Annotated in this window: 28 protein-coding genes and 1 tRNA gene; 9 read left to right on the top strand and 20 right to left on the bottom strand. The window is 51.6% G+C overall.

The features are described 5' to 3' along the window. Positions 1 to 33: 33 nt before the first annotated feature. The 3 genes from H3L95_RS08700 to H3L95_RS08690 are packed head-to-tail and all read right to left on the bottom strand — an operon-like array spanning position 34 to position 1,126. Entirely contained in the window at positions 34 to 303 is a 270-nt protein-coding gene (locus tag H3L95_RS08700; RefSeq protein ID WP_003759357.1) for a BolA family protein, read from the bottom strand. Beyond that, positions 303 to 593, bottom strand: coding sequence for a YciI family protein (locus H3L95_RS08695; RefSeq protein ID WP_003759356.1), 291 nt, complete (start codon positions 591 to 593; stop codon positions 303 to 305). Before H3L95_RS08695 ends, H3L95_RS08700 begins: the two co-directional genes overlap by 1 nt. Next, positions 593 to 1,126: a septation protein A gene (locus H3L95_RS08690; protein ID WP_003759354.1), complete on the bottom strand. Its 534-nt coding sequence runs from the start codon at positions 1,124 to 1,126 to the stop codon at positions 593 to 595. Before H3L95_RS08690 ends, H3L95_RS08695 begins: the two co-directional genes overlap by 1 nt. Before the next feature lie 348 nt (positions 1,127 to 1,474). On the opposite strand from H3L95_RS08690, the gene H3L95_RS08685 reads away from it, so the two are divergent. From H3L95_RS08685 to porB, 3 genes are all read left to right on the top strand, one after another. Continuing rightward, complete coding sequence (locus tag H3L95_RS08685; protein ID WP_003759352.1) at positions 1,475 to 4,000, top strand: motility hub landmark protein FimV; 2,526 nt, start codon at positions 1,475 to 1,477, stop codon at positions 3,998 to 4,000. A gap of 83 nt (positions 4,001 to 4,083) precedes the next feature. After that, a complete protein-coding gene (truA, locus tag H3L95_RS08680) occupies positions 4,084 to 4,902 on the top strand; it encodes a tRNA pseudouridine(38-40) synthase TruA (RefSeq protein WP_003759351.1) in 819 nt (272 codons plus the stop codon). Positions 4,903 to 5,711: 809 nt separating this feature from the next. Continuing rightward, entirely contained in the window at positions 5,712 to 6,785 is a 1,074-nt protein-coding gene (porB, locus tag H3L95_RS08670) for a trimeric porin PorB (protein WP_003759347.1), read from the top strand. 436 nt (positions 6,786 to 7,221) lie between these two features. Here the strand turns inward: porB and H3L95_RS08665 are convergent, their stop codons facing one another. The 8 genes from H3L95_RS08665 to H3L95_RS08630 all read right to left on the bottom strand — a co-directional run bounded on the left by H3L95_RS08665 (position 7,222) and on the right by H3L95_RS08630 (position 15,871). Beyond that, positions 7,222 to 8,415, bottom strand: a complete 1,194-nt coding sequence (locus H3L95_RS08665; RefSeq protein WP_040668665.1) for an LD-carboxypeptidase — start codon at positions 8,413 to 8,415, stop codon at positions 7,222 to 7,224. Between the two features lie 102 nt (positions 8,416 to 8,517). Further along, a complete protein-coding gene (locus tag H3L95_RS08660; RefSeq protein WP_003759340.1) occupies positions 8,518 to 8,916 on the bottom strand; it encodes an HIT family protein in 399 nt (132 codons plus the stop codon). Continuing rightward, entirely contained in the window at positions 8,913 to 9,227 is a 315-nt protein-coding gene (locus H3L95_RS08655) for a hypothetical protein (protein ID WP_036491816.1), read from the bottom strand. The genes H3L95_RS08660 and H3L95_RS08655 overlap by 4 nt, the downstream gene beginning before the upstream one ends. A 10-nt stretch (positions 9,228 to 9,237) precedes the next feature. Beyond that, a complete protein-coding gene (gene rnhA, locus H3L95_RS08650; RefSeq protein WP_182096137.1) occupies positions 9,238 to 9,675 on the bottom strand; it encodes a ribonuclease HI in 438 nt (145 codons plus the stop codon). A gap of 173 nt (positions 9,676 to 9,848) precedes the next feature. Further along, on the bottom strand, positions 9,849 to 10,469 hold the full coding sequence (locus H3L95_RS08645; RefSeq protein ID WP_003759331.1) for an NAD(P)H-binding protein: 621 nt from the start codon (positions 10,467 to 10,469) through the stop codon (positions 9,849 to 9,851). 1,233 nt (positions 10,470 to 11,702) lie between these two features. Beyond that, positions 11,703 to 13,523, bottom strand: a complete 1,821-nt coding sequence (hutW, locus tag H3L95_RS08640; RefSeq protein ID WP_040668661.1) for a heme anaerobic degradation radical SAM methyltransferase ChuW/HutW — start codon at positions 13,521 to 13,523, stop codon at positions 11,703 to 11,705. Between the two features lie 464 nt (positions 13,524 to 13,987). Next, positions 13,988 to 14,668: a YiaD family glycine zipper/OmpA-like lipoprotein gene (locus H3L95_RS08635; RefSeq protein WP_040668660.1), complete on the bottom strand. Its 681-nt coding sequence runs from the start codon at positions 14,666 to 14,668 to the stop codon at positions 13,988 to 13,990. A 303-nt stretch (positions 14,669 to 14,971) separates the two neighbouring features. After that, entirely contained in the window at positions 14,972 to 15,871 is a 900-nt protein-coding gene (locus H3L95_RS08630) for a YoaK family protein (protein WP_003759313.1), read from the bottom strand. 296 nt (positions 15,872 to 16,167) lie between these two features. Here H3L95_RS08630 and H3L95_RS08625 point away from each other — a divergent pair, with 296 nt between their 5' ends. Next, positions 16,168 to 16,557 carry a hypothetical protein gene (locus H3L95_RS08625; protein WP_040668659.1) on the top strand — a complete coding sequence of 130 codons (390 nt, stop codon included), beginning with the start codon at positions 16,168 to 16,170 and terminating at the stop codon, positions 16,555 to 16,557. Positions 16,558 to 16,752: 195 nt separating this feature from the next. On the opposite strand, the gene H3L95_RS08620 is transcribed toward H3L95_RS08625, so the two are convergent. From H3L95_RS08620 to tpiA, 4 genes are all read right to left on the bottom strand, one after another. Then, complete coding sequence (locus H3L95_RS08620; RefSeq protein ID WP_003759309.1) at positions 16,753 to 17,316, bottom strand: ACP-like domain-containing protein; 564 nt, start codon at positions 17,314 to 17,316, stop codon at positions 16,753 to 16,755. Positions 17,317 to 18,152: 836 nt separating this feature from the next. Continuing rightward, positions 18,153 to 18,238 (bottom strand) — tRNA-Leu (locus H3L95_RS08615). A 13-nt stretch (positions 18,239 to 18,251) separates the two neighbouring features. Then, positions 18,252 to 18,614: a preprotein translocase subunit SecG gene (gene secG / locus H3L95_RS08610; protein WP_003759305.1), complete on the bottom strand. Its 363-nt coding sequence runs from the start codon at positions 18,612 to 18,614 to the stop codon at positions 18,252 to 18,254. 7 nt (positions 18,615 to 18,621) lie between these two features. Continuing rightward, positions 18,622 to 19,395, bottom strand: a complete 774-nt coding sequence (gene tpiA, locus H3L95_RS08605; protein WP_003759302.1) for a triose-phosphate isomerase — start codon at positions 19,393 to 19,395, stop codon at positions 18,622 to 18,624. A 183-nt stretch (positions 19,396 to 19,578) separates the two neighbouring features. On the opposite strand from tpiA, the gene msrC reads away from it, so the two are divergent. The 3 genes from msrC (at position 19,579) to H3L95_RS08590 (ending at position 21,266) form a co-directional block, all read left to right on the top strand. Then, positions 19,579 to 20,082, top strand: coding sequence for a free L-methionine (R)-S-oxide reductase MsrC (gene msrC, locus H3L95_RS08600; RefSeq protein WP_128887933.1), 504 nt, complete (start codon positions 19,579 to 19,581; stop codon positions 20,080 to 20,082). A gap of 101 nt (positions 20,083 to 20,183) precedes the next feature. Beyond that, positions 20,184 to 20,840 (top strand): protein-L-isoaspartate O-methyltransferase family protein, encoded by a 657-nt coding sequence (locus H3L95_RS08595; protein ID WP_003759297.1) that lies wholly within the window; start codon positions 20,184 to 20,186, stop codon positions 20,838 to 20,840. Between the two features lie 99 nt (positions 20,841 to 20,939). Then, positions 20,940 to 21,266, top strand: coding sequence for a rhodanese-like domain-containing protein (locus tag H3L95_RS08590; RefSeq protein WP_003759295.1), 327 nt, complete (start codon positions 20,940 to 20,942; stop codon positions 21,264 to 21,266). A gap of 221 nt (positions 21,267 to 21,487) precedes the next feature. Here H3L95_RS08590 and H3L95_RS08585 read toward each other — a convergent pair whose 3' ends face one another. After that, entirely contained in the window at positions 21,488 to 21,931 is a 444-nt protein-coding gene (locus H3L95_RS08585; RefSeq protein WP_003759292.1) for a PNPOx family protein, read from the bottom strand. A 64-nt stretch (positions 21,932 to 21,995) separates the two neighbouring features. Next, positions 21,996 to 22,640 (bottom strand): hypothetical protein, encoded by a 645-nt coding sequence (locus H3L95_RS08580; RefSeq protein WP_003759290.1) that lies wholly within the window; start codon positions 22,638 to 22,640, stop codon positions 21,996 to 21,998. 262 nt (positions 22,641 to 22,902) lie between these two features. Between H3L95_RS08580 and rnhB the strand changes: the two genes are divergently transcribed. After that, entirely contained in the window at positions 22,903 to 23,496 is a 594-nt protein-coding gene (gene rnhB, locus H3L95_RS08575; RefSeq protein ID WP_003759286.1) for a ribonuclease HII, read from the top strand. A gap of 179 nt (positions 23,497 to 23,675) precedes the next feature. Here the strand turns inward: rnhB and H3L95_RS08570 are convergent, their stop codons facing one another. From H3L95_RS08570 to H3L95_RS08560, 3 genes are read right to left on the bottom strand one after another with little or no spacing between them, the layout of a single operon-like run. Beyond that, complete coding sequence (locus tag H3L95_RS08570) at positions 23,676 to 24,464, bottom strand: thiazole synthase (RefSeq protein ID WP_003759283.1); 789 nt, start codon at positions 24,462 to 24,464, stop codon at positions 23,676 to 23,678. A 60-nt stretch (positions 24,465 to 24,524) separates the two neighbouring features. Then, positions 24,525 to 24,719 carry a sulfur carrier protein ThiS gene (gene thiS, locus H3L95_RS08565; protein WP_003759281.1) on the bottom strand — a complete coding sequence of 65 codons (195 nt, stop codon included), beginning with the start codon at positions 24,717 to 24,719 and terminating at the stop codon, positions 24,525 to 24,527. Positions 24,720 to 24,749: 30 nt separating this feature from the next. Beyond that, positions 24,750 to 25,103 carry a winged helix-turn-helix transcriptional regulator gene (locus H3L95_RS08560; RefSeq protein WP_003684634.1) on the bottom strand — a complete coding sequence of 118 codons (354 nt, stop codon included), beginning with the start codon at positions 25,101 to 25,103 and terminating at the stop codon, positions 24,750 to 24,752. 104 nt (positions 25,104 to 25,207) lie between these two features. On the opposite strand from H3L95_RS08560, the gene H3L95_RS08555 reads away from it, so the two are divergent. After that, positions 25,208 to 26,227 carry a zinc-binding alcohol dehydrogenase family protein gene (locus tag H3L95_RS08555; protein WP_003759278.1) on the top strand — a complete coding sequence of 340 codons (1,020 nt, stop codon included), beginning with the start codon at positions 25,208 to 25,210 and terminating at the stop codon, positions 26,225 to 26,227. The last annotated feature ends 9 nt before the right edge of the window (positions 26,228 to 26,236 follow it).

Genomic DNA, 26,236 nt, shown 5'->3' with positions numbered 1-26,236 from the left:
GATTTTCTCTTGTTATGTCCAGTATGTCTGTAATTAGTGGAAGTATTCGTCCGGAGTGGCCGCTTTGATGCTCAATGCGTGAATCAGCCCTTCGGAAAACAGATCGTGAAGTAAGGTTTTAATGGTGCGTTGGCGGTTAAGACGGCTGACGCCGCCGAAAGCTTCGCTGACGACTACGACCGTATAATGCCCGCCTCCTTTGTTTCCCGAGTGGCCCGCATGCAGGTGGCTGTCATCCTGAAAGTCAAAAAAAACAGGATTCAGCGTTTTCAGACGACCTTCAATAGCTTCACGCATATCCATTATTTGAATACGGCTTTGAACGGTTTGATCAATACCTCTTCATAGACGCCCGCATCGACGTAAGGGTCTTTTTCCGCCCATTCTTGAGCGGCATCCAAAGATTCAAATTGAGCCACAATCAGACTGCCGGACACGCGCTCCGGATTGTCGGGAAGAGGGTTGGGGCCGGCAGTCAGAAGACGTCCTTCAGCCTTCAAAGCTTCCAAGCGTTGCAGATGGGCAGGGCGTGCCGCCATACGGGCTTCGTGTACATTATCGGCATCGGTGGCCAGGAGCATGTAATATTCCATCAACTATCCTTTTGGGGTAAATATCGGCTCAAATAGGAAAATTGAGCGATAAAGAAAACAAACAAAAAGCCGGTAGAGCCGAACATTTTGTAATTTACCCATTGTTCTTTGAAGTGGGTAAACACAAACCAGTTGGCAATACCTAAGAAAATCATGAATGCGACCCAGGCATAAGTCAGTTTGCTCCAAACATGTTCGGGCAGTTCCAACTCTTTGCCCATAGTCGCTTTTAATCCGTTTTTCCCGCTTAGATGGCTGATCAGCAAAACCAATGCGCCAATCCAGAACAAAACGGTCGGTTTCCACATGATAAAACGGTCATCATGAAGTAGAATGGTCGCGCCGCCGAATACGACGATCAGGATCAGGCCGACCCACTGCATCGTATCGAGTTTTTTGTATTTCCAGTAAGTAAAACCTGCCTGCAAAATGCCGAATACAACGGCAACCGCAGTCGCAGTAATCATGTTTTTCGTGATTGTGTAAGTCAGGAAAAACAAGATGACTGCCAATAAATCGCTTAAAACTTTCATAATCAAACAAACAAAAAAGATGAAACCAATCGGCTAAACGCTAATCATACAGGCAGCCTCACCTTTTTGCACCACCCTAGAAACGAAATTGCCGATGCAGGCGGGCAATAATCTAAAAAAGGGTTTAAAAAATGCCGTCGGGATGATAAACTATGTTATCAGTAGGATTTGTAAAAAAGAAACACAGAAATTACAAACCTGTTAATTTCTCGTTCGTTTCATCACTTAATTCATCGGATTACTTGGCAGACTGCGACTTTAGAAGATATCATAACGTAATATATCGTAATATACGGTTAAGTATGTAGCAGTTCTAGCAGGGTTGTCATTTTACACAGGGGACAAGTTTTGAAAAACCATCATAAAATCAAATTAATCGCGGCATCTGTGGCCTTGGCAGTGTCGTTTGGTGCGAGCGCAGGGCTTGGCGGGCTGAATGTCCAATCCCATCTGGGCGAGCCGTTTTCAGGCAGTATCACCGTAACCGGTGACGAGGCTCAGGCGTTGTTGAAAGGCGGAAAAGCGACTGTTTCCAATAGCAATTTGCGTACCAGTGTCCGTAAGTCGGGCGACAAGGCAGTCGTCACTATCCACTCAAGCAAAGCGATTAAAGACCCTGTGTTGATTTTCCAAGTCGGCGCAGGTTCGCAATCACGCGAATACACAGCCATCATTGATCCCGCAGGCTATTCCGGTAAAACGGATGGTTCAAGCCGTGCGCGCAGCGGTGGCGAATCTTCATCCAATTCTTCTGCTGACAACAATTCATACCATTCTCAATTTGACCGTCAGGCGGCGCGTGACCGCATCAACCGCGCGATACAAAACGGAAATCAAAATGAAACCGTTCGCAAGGAAGCTGTACGAAAAGATAAAAACAACACGAATAAACCGGTACAGACACAGGCACAGCCGTCAAAACAACAGCAACAATCTTCTGTAGGCGCCAATGGAACCGAGATTCGTTATGGCAAGCAGCATCTGGTTCGTCAGGGTGAAACTCTGACCGAAATTGCCACCAAAATCCGTCCTCAAGGCATGACCGTCGAACAAACGATACAGGCATTGGTCAATGCCAACCCCAGCGTGTTCATCGGTAAAGATGCCGACCGTATGCTTGCGGGCAAAGTGTTGTACATTCCGATGCACGGCGATATGAAATCGACGGCATCCAAACCTGCACAAGTCAAACCTCCGGTTCAGGAAGGTAATAAGCCTCAAGCCCAAGGGTCGTCTGAAAAAGCCGGTACCGCAACGCCTCCTAAAGAGACTCCGGTAGAAAACACCAAAGTAGAAAATAAAAAAGAAGATAAAAAAGCTGAGCCGGTACAAGAAGCCAAGCCCGAAACCAAACCGGCTGTAACGACGGCAGGTACTCCGGAACAAAATAAAGCTGAAACAGGTGCAGCATCTGCCGAGCAAGTAAATGTCCTGCCTGAGCCGAATGCGTCGTCCGCAACAGCAAACACAGAACCACAAGAAATTTCTCAGGCACAAGCTGATGTTGAAGCGCGCATTGCCTCGGCAGTTGCCACAGAAAAACAACAAGAAGAAGCATCAGCGGAAGACGGCGGATTATGGCGCTGGCTGTTGATCGGCGGTGTGGCAGCGGCAGGTTTGTTGCTGTTGCTGTTCTTGTTGGGCAAGCGGAAGAATTCGGCTGTTGCGCCTGTGGTAGGTGCGATAGATCAGGACGATCAGGATGAGGACGATCTCGATATCAGTATCGAAGATCATGTATTCCCTGCTGCCACTGCGCCGCAACCGCAACCACAAGTTGTAGCAGAAACTTCCAAATCTGAAGAAGACGGTTTGGAAATTGAAGATGATTTCGATGATGAAGTATTCTTCAATGAGCCGGCTCCTGTTGCCGAACCTGCTCAAGAAAACGTCGATCTGGATTTGAACGAACTGGATAATACTCAAGCCAGCATCGTGTCCGGCGCCGTTACCATCGACGAAGAAACCGAAAAACGCCGTGATATCGATTGGGATACTGTCGAATCTACCGAAAGCGTATATGAGCCGGAACCGGAAAATCCATATCAACACGTTGCTGTTGTAATGGAAGACAGAACTGCTGAAGTAGAAACAGAGCCTCAGCATGAGGAAGAGGCCCCATCAGTTTCTTCTTTTGCAGCAACTCCTGTTTCATCTGTTTCAGACAACCTGTCAGAAGCTCAACCGGAAGCACCGGAAGAAGAGCCAATCCCATTCGAAGTGGAGATTGAAGAGCCTAAGTCGGAAACAATTGACGTAGTAGAAACAGAAGAAGCCGAAACCAAATCCGAAGAATCGGAAGAGGGTTGGGATTTCTTTGCGGAAGAGCCGAAAACAGTTAAAGCCATCGAGCCTTTCCCTGAATTAGGTGCGCAAGAAGAAACGTCGTCTGAAGTTGAAGTTGCTGATATACAAGAAGAAGCTTTGTCTGAAGTTGAAGCAGCAGATAAACAGGCAGATAGCCCAGAAGAAGCACTGGATTTCGTTGTTGAAGAAACAGAGCAGCTACAGACTGAAGCCGATACTCAACCGTTTGAGATTAAGCAAGACGAACCTTTAGCATTCCAAGATGGCGAAGATTTCAGTATTGAAAATACTCAAGAAGCCAGCGCTGACGAAACCATCGAATGGGAAAATCTGGGTGTGGAAGATACTGCCGACATCAGTAATGAACATTCCGGTTTTGAATCAGGCTTCATCTCCGAGTCCGTCGGTATGACGGCTCCACTGGAAGCTAAATATGACCTGGCTAAAATGTATGTTGAAATTGGCGATCCCGATGCTGCCCGCGAGACATTGACTGAATTGCTGGAAGACGCAAGCGGTGAGATCCGTCATAAAGCCGAAGCATTGATGAACGAATTGAATGCCTAATATTGGCAAGTAAATCGAAATTAAACAATGCTAAAATAAAAGATGCCGTGAAAACGGCATCTTTTATTATTTTCAGACGACATATGACTTCATACACCGAATCATTATCCACAAAAACCATACAAAGATGGGCATTAACCCTGTCTTATGACGGCAGCCGATTTTACGGTTGGCAAAAACAAGCCGACGGTTTACCCACTGTCCAGACGGTATTGGAAAGCGCACTCAGTCAAATTGCAGGCGAGACCATCCGAACCATTGTTGCCGGACGAACCGATACAGGCGTACACGCGACTGCGCAAGTTGTTCATTTTGATACCCAAGTGGCCCGTCCCGAGCAGGCTTGGGTGCGGGGCGTCAATGCGTATCTTCCTGAAGGTGTGGCTGTATTGTTCGCGCAGCAGGTTGCCCCACATTTTCACGCCCGCTTTGACGCATACGGTAGAAGATATCGTTACCTTTTGGAATCATCTCCCGTCCGCTCCCCGATATTGCAAGGAAAGGTAGGGTGGACGCACCTCAAACTCGATCCTGAAAAAATGCAGCAGGCGGCATTATTATTAGAAGGCGAACATGATTTCTCCAGCTTTCGTGCTGTCGAATGCCAAGCAAAATCACCCGTTAAGACTCTGTATAGTGCAAAAATCAGCGGTACGCCGCAATTCTTAAAACTAGACTTACACGGCAATGCCTTTTTGCATCATATGGTGCGTAATATCATGGGGGCATTGGTTTATGTTGGTAGCGGCAGGCTTAGTATTTCCGGATTTCAGGACTTAATCGAAGAGCGCAGCCGATTAAAAGCCCCGCCGACTTTTATGCCTGATGGGTTGTACCTGACCGGAGTGGATTATCCGCCAGAGTTCGGTATCATTCGCCCCGAAATGCCGATATGGCTGTGAGGTCGTCTGAAATCTAAGTGCGTGCTTATGGAGAATCTTTCTTTGCCAAAGTCTGTTGCAGGTAACGCCCGCACTGCATCAATAAGGTCGCAGTCCGCCCGAATAGATATGTCTATCAGCCTTTCCAGAAATTTGGTTTGCGGGAATTGTATGTGCAAATGGCAAAAGGTCGTCTGAAATCAATATAGTGGATTAACTTTAAACCAGTACGGCGTTGCCTCGCCTTGCCGTACTATCTGTACTGTCTGCGGCTTCGTCGCCTTGTCCTGATTTAAAGTTAATCCACTATACAAAGATTTTCAGACGACCTTTTCTTTTGAGGAAACTGCGGGACAGGTCATGTCGGTGTTACACCGACGAAACCGCAAATTCAAAGGGCAGGATTTATGTTTCTACATTGAGGGAGGGAATATACCTAATGTTCATGACCGGCTAATTCCATAAATTGCATGCTATAAGAAAGTACACACCTGCACCCGCTTATTCATTCATCCGGCTGATTTAGCTAAAAAACAACAGCCAATCGCCTAAAACGACCGTTTAGGAAATTGTGTTGTAAAAATGCAAACAACGGGTGAGTTGATATTACATTATGATTTATAAGGAAAATATTGCGAATGCCTTGTTGTAATGCGGGTGCTGTGAGGTCAGGCGGTCAGTAGGGGTAGTGAATAAAGTTTGTTTTTTTAGAGAGGAACAATTATAGTGAGAGTCATGGAATCGCTGATTCCAGCGATAATGTAAAGCCTAAGCGGATTCTATCCGGGTCTGCTTAAGTTATTTCTTCACGATAGAAAAGGAATACAGCAATGAAAAAATCTCTGATTGCTCTGACTTTGGCAGCTTTGCCTGTTGCAGCTATGGCTGACGTGACTCTGTACGGTCAAGTTAAAGCCGGTGTTGAAGTTTCTCGTACTAAAGAAACTGTTAATCATGTAAGCACCAAAAACAAAACTGCAACTGAAATTGCTGACTTTGGTTCCCGTATCGGTTTCAAAGGTCACGAACACCTGAGCAACAACCTGAATGCTATCTGGCAAGTAGAGCAAAATACTTCTGTTGCCGGTACTGACAAAGGTTGGGGTACTCGTGAATCCTTCATCGGTTTGGAAGGCGGCTTCGGTAAAGTTCGCGCAGGTAAACTGAACACTGCTCTGAAAGACAACAGCGACAGCGTAGATCCTTGGGAATCTAGCGACGCGAATGCATCAGTTTTGCAATTCGGTAAACTGAAACGTGTTGACGAGCGTAAAGTATCTGTACGTTACGACTCTCCAGTATTTGCTGGTTTCAGCGCAAGCGCTCAATACCAACCACGCGACAATGCTAACCCTGAGGACAAACATGTTCATGACGTGAAAACCCGTCACTCTTTCGACTTGGGTCTGAACTATGAAAACTCCGGTTTCTTCGGTCGCTACGCTGGTACTTTTGCAAAACGTAAAGTTTTGAGCGACGATCATCTGGAACTGTTTAACAGCAACACTACTTTGGGTTCTGGCGTTTACAAAGACTACCAAGCACACCGTCTGGTAGGTGGTTACGATGCTAACAACGTACTGGTTTCTGTTGCCGGTCAATACGAAGGCTTTAAAGCTGACGTAGCTGACGCTAAGAAAAACGAACGTACTGAAGTTGCTGTAACTGGTGGCTACCGTATGGGTAACGTAATGCCTCGTCTGTCTTACGCTCACGGCTTCAAAGCTAAAGAAAACGGCGTGAAACAAGGTAACAGCCAATACAACCAAGTGATTGTTGGTGCTGACTACGACTTCTCTAAACGTACTTCTGCTTTGGTTTCTGCCGGCTGGTTGAAAGAAGGCAAAGGTGGCGACAAAACTCAATCTACCGCCGGTCTGGTTGGTCTGCGTCACAAATTCTAATCTAGTACGATTAGTTTAAATAAAGAGCCTGCTTTATGCAGGCTCTTTTGTTTTTTGAATGATGTGTGTTGGGTTAGATGTGTATCGGTTTCGTATTATCTGTACGGTCTGTGGCTTCGCAGCCTTGTCCTGATTTGAATTTAACCCGCTATTGTTGGCATGAGCAGTATAACGATGAAAGATTGCCGTAGATTGTATAGTGGATTAACTTTAAATCAGTACGACGTTGCCTCGCCTTAGCTCAAAGAGAACGATTCTCTAAGGTGCTGAAGCACCAAGTGAATCGGTTCCGTACTATCTGTACTGTCTGCGGCTTCGTCGCTTTGTCCTGATTTAAATTTAATCCACTATATGTGAAGTTTATTGGATAGAAAAAGGTCGTCTGAAAAACCGGATTCGGATTTTCAGACGACCTTTGTTTGAATCGAAAGTTTGTTTATTCGATGACTTCTTCGGTTGTCGTGCTGCGGTAGGTAGAGCCGTTGAACGTCGGCACGGGCGGGGGCAGCAGGTTGTTGAGGGTCAGGGCGGCGGGGTTCAGGGTAGGGTAGCCGCTGAAGGTTACGGTGTAGCCGCCGTTGGCAGTGCTGTGGATTTTGGCATGTGCACCCAAGGGGAAGGTGCTTTTATTGGTGATGTGTCCGAAGGGGAAACCTGTCAGGACGGGGACTTTGGCGGTGCGTGAGACGTGGTTGACGACGGCGGAGAAGTCGTAGCTTGAGTCGTACACGTCGCGGATGGTGCCCATGCGGAAGTCGCCGAAGATGATGGCGCGTTGTTTTTGCAGGATGCCTGCAAGATAAAGCGTGTTCAACATGCGTTCGATGCGGTAGGGTTGTTCGCTGACGTCTTCGACGAACAGGATGCCGCCTTGGATGTCGGGCATATAGGGCGAGCCTGCGAGGGAGGCGAGAACGCTGAGGTTACCGCCCCACAAAGTACCTTCGACGTTGACGTTGGCGCGTTGGATGGCGGGAACGTCGATGATGTTGACGTTGTTGGTAGTGCCGCGGATGAACGAATCCATGGTGAAGACGCTCGGTTCGAGTTTGCCGAATTCGCTGTAAACCATGGGGCCGGCGAAACTTGCCATATTGCCTTTGGCGAGCAGGGCGAGTTGGACGGCGCAAACGTCGCTGAAGCCGAAGAACAAAGTACCGCGTTCGCGCATTCTGGCGCCGAGTGAAGCGAAGTCGATTTGCGGCAGGATGCGTGCCGCGCCGTAGCCGCCGCGCAAGCCCATGAGGACTTTGGGTGTTTCAACGCGGCCGGTAGCGACCTCTTGGAAGTCGGCGGCACGTTGGGCGTCGGAGCCGGCGAAGCGTTGATAGCGCCGGCTGCCTGCTTGTTGGTTGGTCACGGTAAAACCTGCGTTATAGAGGCGGGTCAAGCCTGCGTTGACGCGGTTGGGGTCTTCGGCAAAGCCGGAAGGGGCGACGACGCGGAGGAGGTTGTCGCCGGAGCGTGGGGGATGGCTGGTTTTGGGCTGCACGGGTTGGGCTTTCGCTGTGTTACCGGTTTGAGTAGACGGAGTGACGGTAGTGCCGGTGCCGCAAGCTTGCAGCAGTCCGGCTCCGGCTGCGGCGGAGCAGGCGCGGAGGAAATGGCGGCGGGAGGTTTGCCAGGTCATATGGTTTCCTTTGCTTGGGTTTCAGACGACCTTTTTGGCAGGGGTCGTCTGAAAATCGGTTGATATGCGGTATCCGATACGCCTATTGAGGTCGTCTGAACGTTACGCCAGCAGGGCTTTGACTTGTTCCGTCCAGTTGTCCGGCAGGGTCATGCCGTGTTCGCGGACGGGGGCTGCCCAAATTGTGGCGGGAAAGTTGGCATCGTTTTCAAAGCGGGCGATGACGTGCCAATGCAGATGGGGAACGACGTTGCCCAGGCTGGCAAGGTTGATTTTAGCGGGACGGAACACTTGGCGCATGGCGGCTTCGACTTTATACACCATTTCCATGATTTCGGCACGTTCGGCGGCTGAAAGGTCGGTCATCTCGGCGATGTGGTCGTTCCAGATGACGCGGCAGAATGCCGGGGCTGCGGCTTCGTTGTGGACGGCGATGACGCGCAGGTTTGGGGTTTGCAGCAAAATGTCTTCGTTGTCTGCGGTGCAGATGGGGCAGGTCATGGGTTTTTCTTTCTGAGTCTGAATAGGAATCGGATGATTTCAATCAGGATTTTTAGAACGAGGTAAATGGCAGTTAGTAGTATGAATGCGTAAAACCACGGTTCAGGTATAAACCACCAAAATAAATAGGAGGGCGTGATTAAGTCGGCACATTCTTCGGCACTCTTAACGTGATCACACAAGCCAAAGCGAAAAAAATCATTGACATCATGAAAGGGCGAATAGGCGAACATAAATGCTATGGGCGTCACACAAATCAATGCAATGATGGCAATCCAAAAGAATGGTTTGAGATGTTTGAGTGCAGTCATGGATGAAGTGTTATAAAAATTTTGCCGCGCCTCGGTTGGCGAGCTCGTCGGCTTTTTCGTTTTCAGGGTGTCCGGCATGGCCTTTTACCCAAGTCCAGCGGACTTCGTGCTGTTGAACCAAGCTGTCGAGTTCTTTCCATAAATCATCGTTTTTAACCGGTTTTTTGGCGGTGGTTTTCCAGCCGTTTTTTTTCCAGCCGTGTATCCAGCTTTCCATGCCGTTTTTGACGTATTGCGAGTCGGTGCAGATGATGACTTGGCAGCGGCGTTTTAGGGATTTCAGGCCTTCGATGACGGCGGTCAGCTCCATGCGGTTGTTGGTGGTTTCCGCTTCGCCGCCGAACAGTTCTTTTTCATGTGCGCCGTAACGCATGAACACGCCCCAGCCGCCGGCACCGGGATTGCCTTTGCATGCGCCGTCGGTGTAGAGATAGACGGGTTTGTCCATAAAATACCTTTGTGTGAAGAGCCATTATCATAACACAAGGCGGGAGGTCGTCTGAAAGCGGGGTTTGGGAATGGTTTATTAAGTGGACGAATGGATGCCACGCTGATTGTCGGCAATAGGAAGCAGGTCGTCTGAAACGGTTTCAGACGACCTGTTTGACTATGGGCGCGGTGTTAACTGCCTGAGCCGACGGTGTAAACCTTACCGATGCTGCTGGGGTTTTGCAGGACGGCGGCGACGGCGGTGGCGAGTCCGTTTCGGCTCATGTAGTTTTTAGGGATGCCGTCGGGGCGGTCGGTCAGGATGTGGCGGTTGTCTTCGCTGTTGTCCAAACCGCAGGGGCGGAGGATGGTCCAGTTCAGGCTGCTTTGTTTGAGGTAGATTTCGGCTTCGGTTTTGGCGCGGACGGCTTCGCCAAGGGCTTGTTTGAAGGGTTCGCTCATCATGTCCCATTGTTCGCCGCAGCCCATGCTGGTAATCAGGATGAAACGGGCTTGCGGGTTGGCGGACTGGGCGGCGGCGATGATGTTGATGTTGCCCAGTGCGTCGCTGCGTATGCCTTGTTCGTTTTTGCCGCCGACGAAGCTGATGACGCTGTCGGGGCGGTATTGCGCGAACACTTTGTCGAGCGCGTCGGCATCGAGCGCGTCGGCGGTGGTCGTCTGAATGCGGTGTTCGCTAAAGAACGAATCTTCAGACGGCTTTCTTAATACGGCGACGGTGTCGGCGGGATGGGTGAGTGTGCGGATGAATGCGCGGCCGGACGGGCCGTTGGCGCCGAAGATGAGTTGCATAGGGTCTCCTTTGTATGTCGGATGGTTCGGGTTTCAATAATCTGCTTACTCTGTTGAGTGGTTGTGGGTAAGGTTAGTTGATTTTTCAGACGACCTTTTTGGGTTTGATGTTGTGCTGTCGTGGGCATAGCCCACATTACGTTCCGACTATTGTGAAACTGAAACCCAAAAGTGTACTCCGCACGGTTCGTGCTTTGCCCTCTCCCTAACCCTCTCCCACGGGGAGAGGGGATGGGTTGGCAGGGAAGCTAAAAGTGGCAGAGAAGCCAAAAATGGGAGCAGTCGTAAAATGGTTCAGTTGTAGCGTGGGCTATGCCCACGATTTTGCTCCAACGGTCGTCTGAAATCTGTATTTGTTTTTAACGAAACTCGCTGTATTCGTTTTAACTTCGTTGATGCTGTGTTTTCAGACGACCTTGTTGTGTTTGAAGCCGTGTGGTCGTGGGCATAGCCCACGCTGCTTCTTTTCGGTTTTCTTTCGCGGTAGAGCGGTGGTCGTCTGAAAATGGGCGAGGCAGGTTTTATAACAACTGCCGTAGCGTGGGCTTTGCCCGCGGAATCGACTTACCGGTTTTGTGTTTTGCCCTCTCCCTAGCCCTCTCCCACGAGGAGAGGGAATGGGTTGGCTGGGAAACTCCAAGTGGCAGAGAAACCAAAAATGGTTCAGTTGTAGCGTGGCCTATGCCCGCGATTTTGCTTCAACGGTCGTCTGAAATCTGTATTTGGGTTTCAGCAAAACTCGCTGCATTCGTTTTAACTTCGTTGATGCTGTGTTTTCAGACGACCTTGTTGTGTTTGAAGCCGTGTGGTCGTGGGCATAGCCCACGCTACTTCTTTTCGGCTTTTCCGCGGCAGAGCGGTGGTCGTCTGAAAACGGGCAAAGCGGGTTTTATAACAATAGCCATGGGTGGTACCCGCGGAATTGACTTACCAGTTTGGTGTCGTGCCCTCTCCCTAACCCTCTCCCGCGGGGAGAGGGAATTGAGGATACTGAAATTCAACCATTTTTGGATTTTCTGCCACTTGGAATTTGTCAGCAAATCTATCCCCTCTCCCCGTGGGAGAAGGTTAGGGAGAGGGCGGTAAGCGCAAGCTTACTTTAGTGGCAAACACCAATCTTGCAGGCAGTCTGTCGAATTTCATCGGCTATTTACGATGCCGGAAGATGATTTTGTTTGTGCAGGAATGCAGCAATTTCTCTCGGTTTTCATGCGAAGGTCGTCTGAAACCTGTTTAAGCTGCCTCAAACAGTTTTCTCATGGCTTCGATTTGATGCTGTTTGAGTTCGCCGGCTTCGTCGCGGCCGACGAAGATTTTGAACATGGCGCCGCCGTTGCGGTTGATGAAGTTGAGTGAGCAGGTATCTTTGCCCATAAACGGGCGTTCTAAAAGGTAGATGGCGGCGCAGTTTTCGTAATAGATATGACCGTGTACGCCGCCGTCGGTTTCGGGGTGGTCGAAATTGTAGAAGCCGCGGCCGACTTTGCCGCCGGGCAGTTTGCCGGTGACTTCGACGATGGCGTCGGGGGTGTGGGCGATGAAGGTGACGGCTTCGTCCCAAGCGGCGACGGCTTGGAGGATTTCGACGATGCGGCTGCCTTCGGTTTGGCGGATGCAGTTTTCGGGCAGGCAGCGGATGACGTCTTCAAAGCTGCATTGGTTTTGCGCGGCGAGCATTTCGAGCACTTGGCCGGGATTTTTTTCCAATGATTGGCGCAACATGATTTGTTGTTCGGATGAAAGTTTTTGCATGGTTTGATCCTTTTCTTGAGTCGGAAGGGTAAGCATGAGTTTGCGGATGAGGGTAGGCGACCAGTAGCGGCCGCTGGTGTTCAGGCGGATGAGGCCGTCCGAACCTTGTTCTTCAAAGAGCTGCATTGCCTGCCATTGGGCGATCAGTTTCTGCGCGGCGGCGTTGCCGTCAAACAGCGAGGGATTCAGACGGCCTGTTTCCATATCGTGCTGCACTTGTCCGAGTAGGGTTTTGTTCGGGCTGTGGCCGCTCATGAAGGCGATGTTTTTTTCGCCTTTCGGGGTGGCGAGGTAGCTGTCCAAATCGCCCTGCACCTGATAGCTGAAGCCGCCGAAGTTGCCGCCTGCGCCGGAGCCGAACGCCCAGCAGGGAATGTTGGATTTGACCAGCGTGTTGTAGCGGTTGCGTTCGCCGCGGCCGGGATAGGCGAAATGGCTGTTGCTGACTTGGTTCCAGCCTTTTTGCGCCAGCGTTTCGACGGCGTAGGCGTATTGGTCGGCCTGAACGTCGAAACCCGGCGGGGCGGGAAATGCGCCTTTTTCCACCATGCGGTTGATGGGCAGCATGGGATAGAGGTTGAAGGCGTAGGTGTCGAGTCCGGACAAAGGCAGGGCGGTGGCGCGTTCGAGGTCGTTTTGCCAAACGGCGTCGGTTTGGTTGGGCAGGCCGAACATCAAATCGACAACGATGACGGCATTGATTTCACACAGTTTTTCCAGATAGGCAAAGGCTTCGTCGCCGCCGTGTTTGCGGCCGAGGCGGCGGCGGATGGCGGTGTCGAAGGTTTGCACGCCGATGGAAATGCGGTTGGCGCCTGCTTCGATGCAGGCTTGGGCTTTTTCGATGTCGAAATGGCTCATGCGGCCTTCGATGGTGAATTCGCAGTCGTCGGCAATCGGCAGGTATTGGTAACAGGCGCGGATGAGTCTGGCGAGGTCCGAGGTTTGCAGCGCGGTGGGCGTGCCGCCGCCGAAATAGACGGCGCGGATTTTGCCGTTGCCTTGGCGGATTTCGGATTCCGCCGCCATTTCTTCGATGATTTTGTCGGTGTAAACGCTGCTGTAACTCTCTTTCCACGCGTTGCGGTAGAAGCCGCAGAACACGCAGTGGTTGGCGCAGAAGGGGATGTGCAGATAGGCGAGCGCGTCGGAATCGGCGGCATGGGGGAGCTTCTGCCGCCAGATGTTCCGCCATTGCGGACGGGGAATCGGTATGCCGCCCCATATCGGCATCAGAGCCTGCCGTTCGGGAAAGGCTTTGGGCGCGGATTGGCGCGGTGTCCAAACAATCTGCTTTTCCATAATTGATTAAAAATGATTATTAATCATATTAGGAAATTAAATCACTGTCATCAGGCAGTGTCAAGGATGATGGAGCGGGAAAACGGAACATAAACAGTGTCGGCAGGTGAATAAATATAGTGGATTAACTTTAAACCGGTACGGCGTTGCCTCGCCTTAGCTCAAAGAGAACGATTCTCTAAGGTGCTGAAGCACCAAGTGAATCGGTTCCGTACTATCTGTACTGTCTGCGGCTTCGTCGCATTGTCCTGATTTAGTTAATCCACTATATTGGTGGAATGGTTTAAGGTCGTCTGAAAAATCAAAGGCTTGGTTTGCTTTTAGCCTTAGTGATGAGGCATTCAACCGAAAACCTGATGAATAGGTGGCAAAACCGGCGAACCGATGGCGCAATGAAAAAAGGTCGTCTGAAACCCAAAATCGGATTTCAGACGACCTTTAAGCTGTATCTTCAGACGGATAGCTTACATTTGCTGTTTCGCCGCGTTGATGGCGTTTTGGTCGGGATTGATCAAAATCTCGACGCGGCGGTTTTGGGCGCGGCCTTCGGCTGTGGCGTTAGATGCAATCGGGTGGCGAGAGCCGTAGCCGGCGGTGGTCAGGCGCGAGCCGTTTACGCCGCGGGATTGCAGGTAGTCGGCAACGGCAAGTGCGCGGTTGCGGGACAGCGGTTCGTTGATGGCATCATTGCCGGTGTTGTCGGTATGACCGTTAATCGTCAAGGTCGTGTCGGGATATTGCACCAGTGTTTCGGAAGCGGTCGCCAAAGCGTTTCGCGCCTGATCGCTCAATGCCGCGCTGCCTGTGGCGAAGGTGACGTTTTCAGGCATCACCAACTTGATTTGGTTGCCTTGGCGTTCTACTTCGATGTTGGTGTTTTTCAGGTTTTCGCGCAGTTTTTTCTCTTGGTAGTCCATGTAGCCGCCTACGCCCGCGCCAATCGCGCCGCACGCCAACGCGGAATTGCGCGCGCCTTTACCGCCGTGGGTCAGTGCGCCGACGATGCCGCACACTGCCGCGCCGCCTAAGCCGTACATAGCGGTTTTGCTGGTGTTGCGTTGTCCGCTTACAGGATCGGTTACGCAGCCGGTCAGTGCCAAAGGGATTGCCAACGCGGCAACGGTCAGAGGTTTCAAGAATTTCATTGAGATGTCCTTTCGACAACGACGCAGGGGTCGTCTGAAAATCAGTTGGAAGAAGGGATGGTTCCCGCCATGACTCATATTGCCATTAATCCAATCGCTGTCCATTCATTGCCCGCGCGTTTCAGGGATAACGCGATGCGGCAGCCTTGATTAAGGTGTTTTTCATTCAAAACAAAAGACTAGGTTTGAAGGGGTTGTCATCACGCAGGAGTATCTATTTGATTGGGCAAAAGAAAAGCGATTTGGTTCACTGAAAGCCGATAATTGGCATGGCGGTATGCGGATTTGCCGCGATACCGCTTTTTAACGCTGTTTCGCACGATGCCGCCGATACCATCCCGCCAGCGCAAATTTCAAGCGCACTTTCACATCATAGCCCACAGACCCTGCGCCCAAAATGAACAAGACGGCGGATACCGGCAGCGCGAAATGGTGTCCGATTTTGTGGTAGCCCCAAGCACCCACGACGCCACCCAATAGAAATGCCCACATCAAGCCGTTCAACAGCCACATCTTCGGCTTATTGACATGAACATGAGGCAGGCGCGGATGATGTTTTTTCGAGTAATACAGCGCACGAGAAAGCTCGATGCCCAAGTCGGTCGCCGTGCCGGTCATGTGTGTCGAACGGATGGCGCCGCCGGACAAAAGCGTCATCACCGTATTGTGCATTCCCATGATGAAACACATTAAAAACAAAGCCAACGACGGGAAAACCAAATTCCCGTCCCCGATGTTCCACTTCGATGTCGTCAGACCGAACAAGCCGAATATCAGCAGATAAACCGCTTCCAGCCACATGGAAAAACCGAAGCTGCCGCGAAACCGCTTCTGCTGCGTCCACAAAACCACCCAGCCCGAATGCGCCGCGCCGACAATAAAGCACAACACGCTGATCAAAGCCACCGCCGCCGTTACCCATTCGCGCAGATAAACAGCGTCCGCCAGCATCGACATCGAGCCGGTAACGTGCGACGTATAACGTGAAAACGCAAAGAAACCGCCCGCATTGATTGCCCCCGCCAACATTGCCATGATATAGCCCAGCCTGCGGAAGCGCGCATCGGAAATATGGTGTTCGTGCAGATACGGCCTGTCCGCCTGCCAAAACGGTGGCGCGTGCAGGCGTTCGTGCCGACGCTTGTGGCGGCTGGTCGGCTGCTGTGGCTCGTTTGGTGTTTCTTCGTGATGATTTGCCGTCATATCAATCCCTTTTCAATTTTTCAGACGACCTCGATTCGATTGGATATGGTGCGATATTGTATCGCTAAGGGCTTCTTCAATGAATATGGCGAAATCACTATAAAAAGATCAGGGCGAGATACGAGGTCGTCTGAAAATGGCTCTTCACTTTTCAGACGACCTCTTGTCAGGTGGTACGGTTTGTTTTGGCCTGGCTTTGCCGTTTTGTCGGTTGGATATGGACGGTACGACGGGCTTCACAATTTGCCGCAAAAGGCGTACATTATCCCTATCCCTTGATATAAAAAGGAAAAATCATGTCTCCCATTCGAGCTTCCCTGATGTTGTGTATCGTGGCAACCCTGGCCGCTTGTGCCACTACGCCCGAACAAAAAGCCGCCCGCGAACGCGCGCAAAGACGTTATGAACAGAATCTTCAAGTCAGTCTGGCTGCCGAATGCGATCCGGAGACTGCCAAACTGATGCGCAAACAGTTCGAGCAGGCGGAGCAAGTCGGCACGCCCAGTGCAGAACAAAAAGCCTTCCGCCTGAAATACATCGACAAAGTGTCCGACCCGATGTTCCAGGCCTGCTATAAGATGGCATGGCAAAATTATATTTCCCAACAACAGCTGCGCGAAGCACGCTATTACCGCTATTACGACGAGTGGGGATTCCCGTTTTACCGGCCGTATTACTGGTGGTAAGAAACGGCTTGATGTCTGTGCAGCCTTGAGCCGATAGAGTGGGGCAATTGTAGAGAGCCGGCGCTAAGGCGGGCTGTTTGTGGTGTTGCAGTGTCCGTTACCGAAACATGGAGAAAGACAGCCGACGATGTAAAAAAGGTCGTCTGAAAACCCGTTTTCAAGTTTTCAGACGACCTTTCGCTTTATACAACGTCTTTATTTCTTCGCTTTGCCTTTGCCCTTAGCAGGTTTGGCAGGTGCTTTGTTCAATTGGGCCGTAGCGGTTTGGTCCAATACGCAGGACTTGGTGATGATGTTGTCCACAACTTGGTTTTGACCGTTGACGACAGTTTGTTGACGGATAGTCAGCATATTGCCGTCCACTTTGTCGATGTTGGCATAGTTGGCGCGGTTGGCAATCCATGCCACGCCTTCACCCCAGAAGCCATTGACATCATTGCCGGTGCCGACGATGCGGGAAAGACCCGGAGTCAGCTGGCCTTGGTATTTCACTTGGGCAATCACAGGCTCATCACCTTGGAAACCGTACATGACATTCAAAGGATCAGTACCGTTTGGTCCGCATTTGTAAGCCACTTCCTTGGTGCGTTCAATATTATTGACTTCCATGGTTTTAGGCGTTTCAGGTGCGGGAGCGGATTGTTGCGCAGTAGGAGTCGGAGCAGTTTCCGGTTTAGATTTAGAGCCGGAGCTGCCGCATGCAGACAGCGCGGTAGCGATAAGGACGGCGGGAACGATTAATTTCAGATTGGATTTCATCAAGTTACTCCGGATTTAGTCTATCGGGGTCAGCATAAACTGACAGAAAACCCTACCTTAACAGAGAAAAGAAGGCTTGTCTTGTCCATATATGAAAACACGATACTCATTATCAATAAAGTGCTATTTGTTCTTTTGAAAACAGTGGATTTGATTTACGCAAAGCTAATTGAAATTAAGTAAAGATATATCACGAATCAACAAAATGTCGATTTTGAAGGGCGGGAGAGTAATGTTTAGTGCTGCAAGATAGGGAATGATGTAAGGAAAATGATGGAGGACGAACTTTGAATCTGGGGAGGGCAATGAAAGTCGAAGACAGTGAAAAGGGCAGGGGAAAATGAATGGGTTTGGCGTGAAAGAAATTCTCGCCTTGTTTTCAGTGTTCTGGAAAATGGTGCTTTTAAAATTTGAGTGGATGGGATAAGGCTGTACGTTTGGTGTAGAGCCAATCCTTTTGTTTCAAAGATTTCCTATTTGAGAACGGAAACTTGGGGATAGCAAGCGATAGTCTGAAAACCACGCCTTTATTGAGTTTGGTTTTTATTGTGGAGATACATTGGATGCAATACTTGGGATACATCGGATAGGGGGAATATAGTGGATTAACTTTAAACCAGTACGGCGTTGTCTCGCCTTAGCTCAAAGAGAACGATTCTCTAAGGTGCTGAAGCACCAAGTGAATCGGTTCCGTACTATCTGTACTGTCTGCGGCTTCGTCGCCTTGTCCTGATTTAAATTTAATTCACTATAGTAAGCGGTTTTTCTTTTTATCCGATGCGTTGGACAGAAAAGAGAAACCGCTTAGATTTTTAATTCTAAGCGGTTTCTTGTTTTGGTGCCGACAGCGAGATTTGAACTCGCACAGCCTACGGCCACTACCCCCTCAAGATAGCGTGTCTACCAATTTCACCATGTCGGCATTTTGAAAACTTTTATTTCTGCTGCTGAGGAGCGGGTGCAGCAGGTGCGGATTGGTTTTCAGCGGGAGCGGCAGGTTTCGGAGCCTGCTGGGTTTGTTTCACATTGCTGAAGTCCAAACCGTGTTTGTTTGTATGGGTATGGATATAAACCATTGCCATGCAGGTTGCGAAGAAGAAAGTCGCTGCGATGGCGGTTGCGCGGCTCAGGAAGTTTGCGTTGCCTGCGGAACCGAATACGCCCTGCGCGCTGCCGCTGCCTGACCCGAAGGTCGCGCCTGCGTCCGCGCCTTTGCCGTGTTGCAGCAATACTAACACAACCACCGACAAAGCGGAAATAATATTAATAATCCAGATAAGGGTTTTAAAGGCTTCCATATGTTTTCTACGAGGCTTGCGCTGCGTTGATGATGGCGGTAAATGAGTCATACGATAATGACGCGCCGCCAACCAATGCGCCGTCTACATGAGGTACTGCGAAGATGTCGGCTGCATTGTCTGCTTTCACACTTCCGCCGTAAAGAACGCGGATTTTAACATCGCTTCCGCACAAAGACAAGATTTCTTTGTAGATGAATGCGTGCATGTCGGCAATTTGTTCTACGGTGGCGACTTTGCCGGTGCCGATTGCCCATACCGGCTCGTAGGCGACGGCGATGTTTTTGGTGTTCAGTCCATGCAATACGGAGAGTTGGTGGGCGATGACTTCGTGTTCTTTGCCGGCTTCGCGCTCTTCGAGGCTTTCGCCGACGCACAATAGGGGAATGAGGCCTACGTTGAGGACGTTTTCCATTTTGCGGCGTTGGATTTCGTTTTTCTCGCCGAAATAGAGGCTTCGTTCGGAGTGTCCTATGAGGACGATGTCTGTGCCGATATCGGCGAGCATTTCTGCGGAAACTTCGCCTGTGTAGGCGCCGTTGTTGGGGAAGCGGCTGACGTCTTGAGCGCAGGTGAGGATGCGGTTGTTGAGGACAATCTGCATGGCGTTGTGCAGTTGCAACAGGTAAACGGTCGGTGCGGCGAGGCCGATGAGGACGCGTTCGGCGGTGGGCATGATGCGGAAGCGGTGCATGAGTGCGTTGTTGTTTTGGAGTCGGCCGTTCATTTTCCAGTTGCCGATGACCCATTTTTGATCCCACATTCCGATTTGGTGATACATCTTTTTTGCTCCGTGTTGTGTTTCTTTGGCTGTACGCTGCGTGTAGCGTGATGTAACGTGAAGTTTAGTGGATATGCGACGGGTTAGCAACTTGAAACGGGATGCCCGGGGTCGTCTGAAATGCTGTTTCAGACGACCTGTTTTATAATAACTGCTTGATATACACATATATAGGACATGGCTATGCACGCGCTTCATTTTTCGGCTTCGGACAAGGCCGCGCTTTATCGGGAGGTGTTGCCGCAGATTGAGTCTGTGGTGGCGGACGAGACGGATTGGGTGGCGAATTTGGCGAACACGGCGGCGGTTTTGAAGGAGGCGTTCGGCTGGTTTTGGGTGGGTTTTTATTTGGTCGATACGCGTACGGACGAATTGGTTTTGGCGCCGTTTCAGGGGCCTTTGGCGTGTACGCGGATTCCGTTCGGGCGCGGGGTGTGCGGTCAGGCTTGGGCGAAGGGCGAGACGATGGTCGTCGAGGATGTCAACGCGCATCCCGACCATATTGCCTGCTCGTCTTTGTCGCGTTCGGAAATTGTGGTTCCGCTGTTTTCAGACGACCGCTGTATCGGCGTGTTGGACGTGGACAGCGAGCATTTGGCGCAGTTTGATGAAACGGATGCTTTGTATTTGGGCGAACTGGCGAAGATTTTGGAGAAGCGGTTTAAGACTTCGCGTCAGGCGGCTTGAGACTGAAAAACAGGCGAGCGGCGCGCACTGAAGTTGGCGTGGCGGGAGTGTGGTTTTATAATGTCTGCCATTGCTAAAACAATTATTTAACGGAGCACAAAATGGATTTTGAAAAAGCGCGGTTCAATATGGTCGAACAGCAAATCCGTCCGTGGGATGTATTGGATTTTGACGTTTTGGACGCGTTGGAGGAGATTCCGCGCGAGCGTTTCGTGAACGAGTCTTTGCAGGGTTTGGCGTATGCCGACATGGAGCTGCCGCTTGCCAACGGTCATAAGATGCTCGAGCCGAAAATCGTGGCGCGGTTGGCGCAGGGCTTGAAGCTGACTAAAACCGATACGGTTTTGGAAATCGGCACGGGTTCGGGCTATGCGACCGCGCTTTTGGCGAAACTGGCGGGTAAAGTGGTTTCAGACGACCTCGATGCCGAGCAGCAAAACCGCGCCAAAGCAGTGTTGGACGGCTTGGCTTTGAACAATATCGATTATGTGCAAAACAACGGGCTGACCGAGCCTTCCGCGGGCGCGCCGTTTGATGCGGTTTACGTCGGCGGGGCGGTGGACCGCGTGCCTGACGTATTGAAAGAACAGTTGAAAGACGGCGGCCGCATGGCAGTCATCGTCGGCCGCCGGCCGGTACAGCGCGCGCTGCTGATTACGCGCAAGGGCGACGAATTTGAAGAAAAAGTCTTGTTTGACACGCTGGTCGCGCATTTAGACGACAAAGAAAACCGTCCTTTCGGCGATTTCGATTTTTAATCTTTTTTGAAATCAAAGGTCGTCTGAAAACCAGCCGGACATGGCGAAACGTTTTCAGACGACCTTTCATCGTTTCCATCATTTCACACACACAATATCATGACGATCCCTCAACTCACCCCGTTGCAACTGCGACAATGGCAGGAAGAAGGCCGCGCGTTCCATCTGCTGGACGTGCGCACCGACGAGGAAACCGCCGTCTGCGCCCTGCCTGACGCCATCCATATCCCGATGAATCTGATTCCGCTGCGCCAAAACGAGCTGCCCGACGACGATTTGCCGATTGTCGTTTACTGCCACCACGGCATCCGCAGCCTGCATACGGCGATGTATCTGGCGGACGCGGGTTTTGAAAATCTGTTTAACCTGCAAGGCGGGATTGATGCTTGGGCTTTGCAGGTGGATGGGACGATGGCGAGATATTGAGATTTCGGATAGGAAAGGGCGGTAGGGCATGGCTGCCGCTTTTTTGTGTGCGGATGATCCGAATATCAAAAAATCCTGAAATCCGTTTGCCGGTTTCAGGATTTTTGATTGGGCACTGTTTTTCAGACGACCTTGTATGCAGGGGTCGTCTGAAAACCTTTATCCTTGGGTATTGGGTTTAACCCATCAACCTTTAAACCAATCGTCAAGGGTTTAATGATTCAGGCGTTTTGGGCTTCGCGCTGCCAAAGGGTTTTTTGGGCGAAAACCAGTTTGTTGTCCGTAAATTTCACGTTTTCCAAGCGTAACGACCAAACATCGCTTTTCATCGCGCGGGCAAGCGGATGGGCTTTGTAATAGAGGGCGAGCACTGCTTTTTTCTCTGTTTCGTCAGTCAGCAGTTGCGCACTGGCCGTCAGCTGTATACCGTTGATTTTGGCGATATTTTCCGGCTGGCCTGCGATGGTTCCGGCGATGTTCGGATTTTTCAGCATCAGGCTGCCGTGTTTGGAACGTGCCGAAGTCAGGACAATCAGCCTTGCTTGCGCTTCATCGGGCACATAAAAGCAGCAGGCGCTCCAAATTTCGTCGTCTGCGGCTGCCGCAATGCTGATCACATGGTTGGCGTGTAGGAATTTGATGATGTTGTCGGGGATGGGCTGCATGATGGATTTCGATTGAAAATGGTTCGGAAAGCTTGGATTAAAAACTTTCCGAACCGTTGTCCGTTTAGCGTTTCATTTCGCTTTCAATGGCGCGGATATTGGCCTGACGGTCGTTGACGGCTTGGGTCAGGCGGCTGATTTTTGCCTGATCGCCTTTTTTCTTGGCGACATTCAGTTGCGCCTGCGCCCTGACCAAAGCCACTTGTTCGTTGCGGACTTCGTTTTCCAAGATTTGCTTGCGGGTCAGTTGCGGTTTGGGTTTGGATGCAGGCAAGATGGGGGCGGGCAGGATTTTGGCTTTGCGGTTCAACTCGGCGGCGCGGGCTTTGGCTGCTTTCAGGTCGCCGACGGAAGTCGCTTCGCCAAGCTTGCCGTTGCGCAATTTGATGTCCAAACGGGGATTGGCGGCTTCTGCCGTGTTGGTTACGCTGCCGCCCGTCGTGCGCGGCAAGACTTTGATGTCGCCCGGCTCGGGAGCGGCTTCCCCGAGGGCTTCTTTCAGGTCGACCCGCTCGGGTACGGCCCTGCCGGCTTCTTCAGGGCTGACGTTTGCAGTGCCGTCCGTATGGGATTCGGTGCAATCATTGCCGATTTTTTTCTCGGTAAATACTGCGTTGCCGTCCACTTTGCAGATATAGCCGGCTTGGGCGGAGAGGGCGGCGCTTCCCAGCCCGAAAGCCAAAATCAGTCGGTAAAAAATCGGTTTCATCTTTATTTCAGTATATGGCAAAGGTTTTGATTATACTATGCAGCCAGTTATAACGAATCAACTTATTTCAAACAAGGTAAAATTTTCCGATGCCGTCTATCATTGTGAAACGCTGCACGGGGATATCGTGGGCGCAAACCTAAACAGGCTGCGGCGATTATTGCGTTAAATATATTGGTTAGGCGGCTGTCGGGGTAGGTGTTCCTCCGTTTCTGCTGCCCATTAGTCTAAATAATGTCCATTTTTCTATTTTCAAACAACGATGAAAAATTCTTTCCTGATTGCCGGCGTTGACGAGGCAGGGCGGGGTCCTTTGGTCGGCAGCGTGTTTGCCGCCGCCGTTATCCTGCCGCCGTCTTACCATTTGCCCGGTTTGACCGACTCTAAAAAACTCAGCGAAAAAAAGCGCGATACATTGGCGGTCTTGATTAAAGAACAGGCGCTGGCATGGTGTGTCGCGCAAGCCGATCCGCAAGAAATTTTCGAGCTGAATATCCTTCATGCCACGATGTTGGCAATGAGCCGCGCCGTACACGGGTTGGCGATCAAGCCCGATAAGGTGTTTATCGATGGCAATAGAGTGCCGAAGGCCCTTGGCGTGGATGCCGAAGCGGTGGTCAAAGGCGACAGCAAAATCATGGAAATTTCGGCGGCTTCCGTTTTGGCGAAGACCGCGCGCGATGCCGAGATGTATGCGTTGGCGGAACGTTATCCGCAATACGGTTTCGACAAACACAAAGGCTACGGCACGGCGCAACACCTCGAAGCCTTGCAGCGATACGGCGTATTGCCCGAACACCGCCGCGATTTTGCGCCCGTGAAGGCGTTGCTGGCGCAGGGAAAGCTCTTTGAGTAAACGTTTGCCTGATTTCTTTTTTCAGACAACCTCTGTCCGTATTCTTAAAATTTGTTTTTACCCGAACTTCTAAACTTACCGCGCGGAACACAACAAGGACACAAAGCCGTCCTTGCCTCAAACAAGGTCGTCTGAAAATGTTCAGATGACCTTTTCATATACCCGCAACACGCTATTCGTCAATACTCCGCCGAATGCCAAAACGGCTGCCCTACGGTCGGCGTACTGGCTTGAGCTTTGGTGCGCGCTTCGACCGGTTCGGCTTCAAATGCCAGCCGCCCGGATTCGACGGCGAGTGCGAAGGCACGCGCCATGTTGACGGGGTCGCCGCTGCGGGAAACGGCGGTGTTCAGCAATACGCCGTCAAACCCCCATTCCATCACTTGCGCAGCCTGCGAGGGCAAACCCAAGCCCGCATCGATAATCAGCGGCGTGTCGGGCAGGCGTTCGCGCAGGACGTTCAGCGCATAGGCGTGAACCGCGCCCAAACCCGTGCCGATCGGCGCTGCCCACGGCATCAATGCCTGACAGCCCGCGTCGAGCAGGCGGCGGCAGGCAATCAGGTCTTCGGTGCAATAAGGCAGCACTTTGAAGCCGTCTTTAATCAGGATTTCCGCCGCTTCGACAAGCTGGAAGACGTCGGGCTGCAACGTGTCGTCGTCGCCGATGAGTTCGAGTTTGATCCAATCGGTTTCAAACACTTCGCGCGCCATCTGCGCCGTCGTAACCGCTTCCTGCACGCTTTGGCAGCCTGCTGTGTTCGGCAGCACCGGGATACCGATTTCTTCCAAAAGCGACCAAAACCCCTGACCGTGCGCCTCGCCGCCGCTTCCCGCGCGGCGCAGCGAGACGGTAATCATCGCGGGTCGGGCGGTTTGGACGGATTGTTTGAGGATTTCGGGCGTCGGGTAGGCCGCCGTTCCGAGCAGCAGCCGTGAAGGGAAAGTTTCTCCGTATAGGGTGAGCATGATGGGTTCCTTTGTAAAGTTGTTTTTGGGGGCAGGGGTCGTCTGAAAAGGCAAAACCGCCTAGCCGCCGACCACCGGCCGCACAATATCGACTTTGTCGTTTTCGTTCAAAACCGTTTCCGCATACGCGCCTTTGGCGACAAATCCGGTATTCACCGCGACGGCAAAAGGCTTTTGCGGCGCGGTTTGGGCGATGAGGTCGGCGATGGTTGTGCCGTGAAGTTCGGCGGGTTCGCCGTTTAAGATGATGTTCATGGTTTCTCGATATTTCGTAGGTAAGTTTCTTTATTCGCGATGCGCCTGCTCTTGCTTGAACCCGTCGCCCCATTCCTTCAATGCCGTCAGCACGGGCGCAAGCGTTTTGCCGTAGTCGGTCAGGCGGTATTCCACTCGTGGCGGGACTTCGGGATACACAGTACGCAAAATGATGCCGTCGGCCTCCAATGCGCGCAGTTGCGCGGTCAGCGTGCGTTGCGACACATCGGGCAGGATGCGGCGGATTTGGTTGAAGCGCAGCGTACCGTCCGTGTGCAGGCGGTAGAGTATTGTGCCTTTCCATTTGCCGCCGATGACGGAAAGCGCGGCTTCCACCGAGCAGCCTTCGGCGCAGTCGTAGCTTGGGTGCGGTGTGCGGGGCATGGTGGTATCCTTTATGTAACTATCTGAAAAACAAGTGCGTTCTTGTTAATGGTGTGCTTCAGGCGCATGATACACGCTTTCAGACGACCTAACAGGAGAACATTATGAAAGCCATCGGTTTCAACCGCCCTTTGCCCGTTTCCAACCCTGAAGCCCTGCTCGACATCAATCTGCCCGAACCCGAACTGCGGCCGCACGATATTTTGGTTGCCGTGCAGGCGGTTTCAGTCAATCCTGTCGATGTGAAAGTTCGGGTGGCACATACGCCTGCGGCAGGGCAGTACCGCGTATTGGGTTACGACGCGGCAGGCATCGTTCAGGCAGTCGGCAGCGAAGTGCGGCATTTCAAAGTCGGCGACGAAGTGTATTACGCGGGCGCCATCAACCGCCAAGGTTCGAACGCACAATTACAGGCGGTGGACGCGCGCATTGCCGCCAAAAAGCCGCGTTCGCTGGATTTTGCCCAAGCCGCCGCGCTGCCATTGACGGCGATTACCGCATGGGAAACGCTGTTCGACCGATTGGACGTGAACAAACCCGTGGCAGGCGGCGCCAATGCGCTGCTCTTAATCGGCGGCGCAGGCGGGGTCGGCTCGCTTGCCATCCAGTTTCTGAAAAAGCTGACCGACATTCAAGTCATCGCCACCGCTTCCCGCCCCGAAAGCCGCGCGTGGGTGAAGGAATTGGGGGCGGATTTCGTCATCAACCATCATGAAAACATGGCGGAACAGGTTGCCGCGTTAAATATTGGCGCGCCGTCGTTTGTTTTTTCCACCAACCATACCGACCGCCATCTGCCGCAAATCGTGGAACTCATCGCCCCGCAAGGCAGAATCGCACTGATTGACGACCCCGAAACGTTGGACGTGAACCCGCTCAAAGGCAAAAGCCTGTCGCTGCATTGGGAATTTATGTTTACCCGTCCGCTGCGCGAAACGGCAGACACCGAACGGCAGGGCGAAATCCTGGCCGAAACCGCGCGGCTGGTGGATGAAGGCATCATCCGCCCGACCGCCACCCAAATCCTGCACGGCATCAATGCCGCCAACCTGCGCCACGCCCATGAGATGCTGGAACGCGGAGATATGGTCGGCAAACTGGTGGTGGAAGGCTGGGACAACTGAATCCACCGA

Source organism: Neisseria sicca, assembly GCF_014054945.1.
Lineage (GTDB): Bacteria > Pseudomonadota > Gammaproteobacteria > Burkholderiales > Neisseriaceae > Neisseria > Neisseria sicca.
The sequence above is the reverse complement of the archived record's forward strand: the minus strand, read 5'-3'. Positions and strand labels throughout refer to the sequence as shown.

Coding starts and splice junctions, on each gene's coding strand:
- H3L95_RS08590 (WP_003759295.1), top strand. CDS start 20,940: ATGACGATCCCTCAACTCACCCCGTTGCAACTGCGACAATGGCAGGAA.
- secG (WP_003759305.1), bottom strand. CDS start 18,614: ATGGAAGCCTTTAAAACCCTTATCTGGATTATTAATATTATTTCCGCT.
- msrC (WP_128887933.1), top strand. CDS start 19,579: ATGCACGCGCTTCATTTTTCGGCTTCGGACAAGGCCGCGCTTTATCGG.
- rnhB (WP_003759286.1), top strand. CDS start 22,903: ATGAAAAATTCTTTCCTGATTGCCGGCGTTGACGAGGCAGGGCGGGGT.
- truA (WP_003759351.1), top strand. CDS start 4,084: ATGACTTCATACACCGAATCATTATCCACAAAAACCATACAAAGATGG.
- H3L95_RS08630 (WP_003759313.1), bottom strand. CDS start 15,871: ATGACGGCAAATCATCACGAAGAAACACCAAACGAGCCACAGCAGCCG.
- H3L95_RS08580 (WP_003759290.1), bottom strand. CDS start 22,640: ATGAAACCGATTTTTTACCGACTGATTTTGGCTTTCGGGCTGGGAAGC.
- H3L95_RS08595 (WP_003759297.1), top strand. CDS start 20,184: ATGGATTTTGAAAAAGCGCGGTTCAATATGGTCGAACAGCAAATCCGT.
- H3L95_RS08570 (WP_003759283.1), bottom strand. CDS start 24,464: ATGCTCACCCTATACGGAGAAACTTTCCCTTCACGGCTGCTGCTCGGA.
- H3L95_RS08695 (WP_003759356.1), bottom strand. CDS start 593: ATGGAATATTACATGCTCCTGGCCACCGATGCCGATAATGTACACGAA.
- H3L95_RS08620 (WP_003759309.1), bottom strand. CDS start 17,316: ATGAAATCCAATCTGAAATTAATCGTTCCCGCCGTCCTTATCGCTACC.
- H3L95_RS08660 (WP_003759340.1), bottom strand. CDS start 8,916: ATGACCTGCCCCATCTGCACCGCAGACAACGAAGACATTTTGCTGCAA.
- H3L95_RS08560 (WP_003684634.1), bottom strand. CDS start 25,103: ATGCCCCGCACACCGCACCCAAGCTACGACTGCGCCGAAGGCTGCTCG.
- porB (WP_003759347.1), top strand. CDS start 5,712: ATGAAAAAATCTCTGATTGCTCTGACTTTGGCAGCTTTGCCTGTTGCA.
- H3L95_RS08585 (WP_003759292.1), bottom strand. CDS start 21,931: ATGCAGCCCATCCCCGACAACATCATCAAATTCCTACACGCCAACCAT.
- rnhA (WP_182096137.1), bottom strand. CDS start 9,675: ATGGACAAACCCGTCTATCTCTACACCGACGGCGCATGCAAAGGCAAT.
- H3L95_RS08635 (WP_040668660.1), bottom strand. CDS start 14,668: ATGAAATTCTTGAAACCTCTGACCGTTGCCGCGTTGGCAATCCCTTTG.
- H3L95_RS08665 (WP_040668665.1), bottom strand. CDS start 8,415: ATGACCTGGCAAACCTCCCGCCGCCATTTCCTCCGCGCCTGCTCCGCC.
- H3L95_RS08555 (WP_003759278.1), top strand. CDS start 25,208: ATGAAAGCCATCGGTTTCAACCGCCCTTTGCCCGTTTCCAACCCTGAA.
- H3L95_RS08625 (WP_040668659.1), top strand. CDS start 16,168: ATGTCTCCCATTCGAGCTTCCCTGATGTTGTGTATCGTGGCAACCCTG.
- H3L95_RS08700 (WP_003759357.1), bottom strand. CDS start 303: ATGGATATGCGTGAAGCTATTGAAGGTCGTCTGAAAACGCTGAATCCT.
- H3L95_RS08655 (WP_036491816.1), bottom strand. CDS start 9,227: ATGACTGCACTCAAACATCTCAAACCATTCTTTTGGATTGCCATCATT.
- H3L95_RS08690 (WP_003759354.1), bottom strand. CDS start 1,126: ATGAAAGTTTTAAGCGATTTATTGGCAGTCATCTTGTTTTTCCTGACT.
- tpiA (WP_003759302.1), bottom strand. CDS start 19,395: ATGTATCACCAAATCGGAATGTGGGATCAAAAATGGGTCATCGGCAAC.
- H3L95_RS08645 (WP_003759331.1), bottom strand. CDS start 10,469: ATGCAACTCATCTTCGGCGCCAACGGCCCGTCCGGCCGCGCATTCATC.
- thiS (WP_003759281.1), bottom strand. CDS start 24,719: ATGAACATCATCTTAAACGGCGAACCCGCCGAACTTCACGGCACAACC.
- hutW (WP_040668661.1), bottom strand. CDS start 13,523: ATGGAAAAGCAGATTGTTTGGACACCGCGCCAATCCGCGCCCAAAGCC.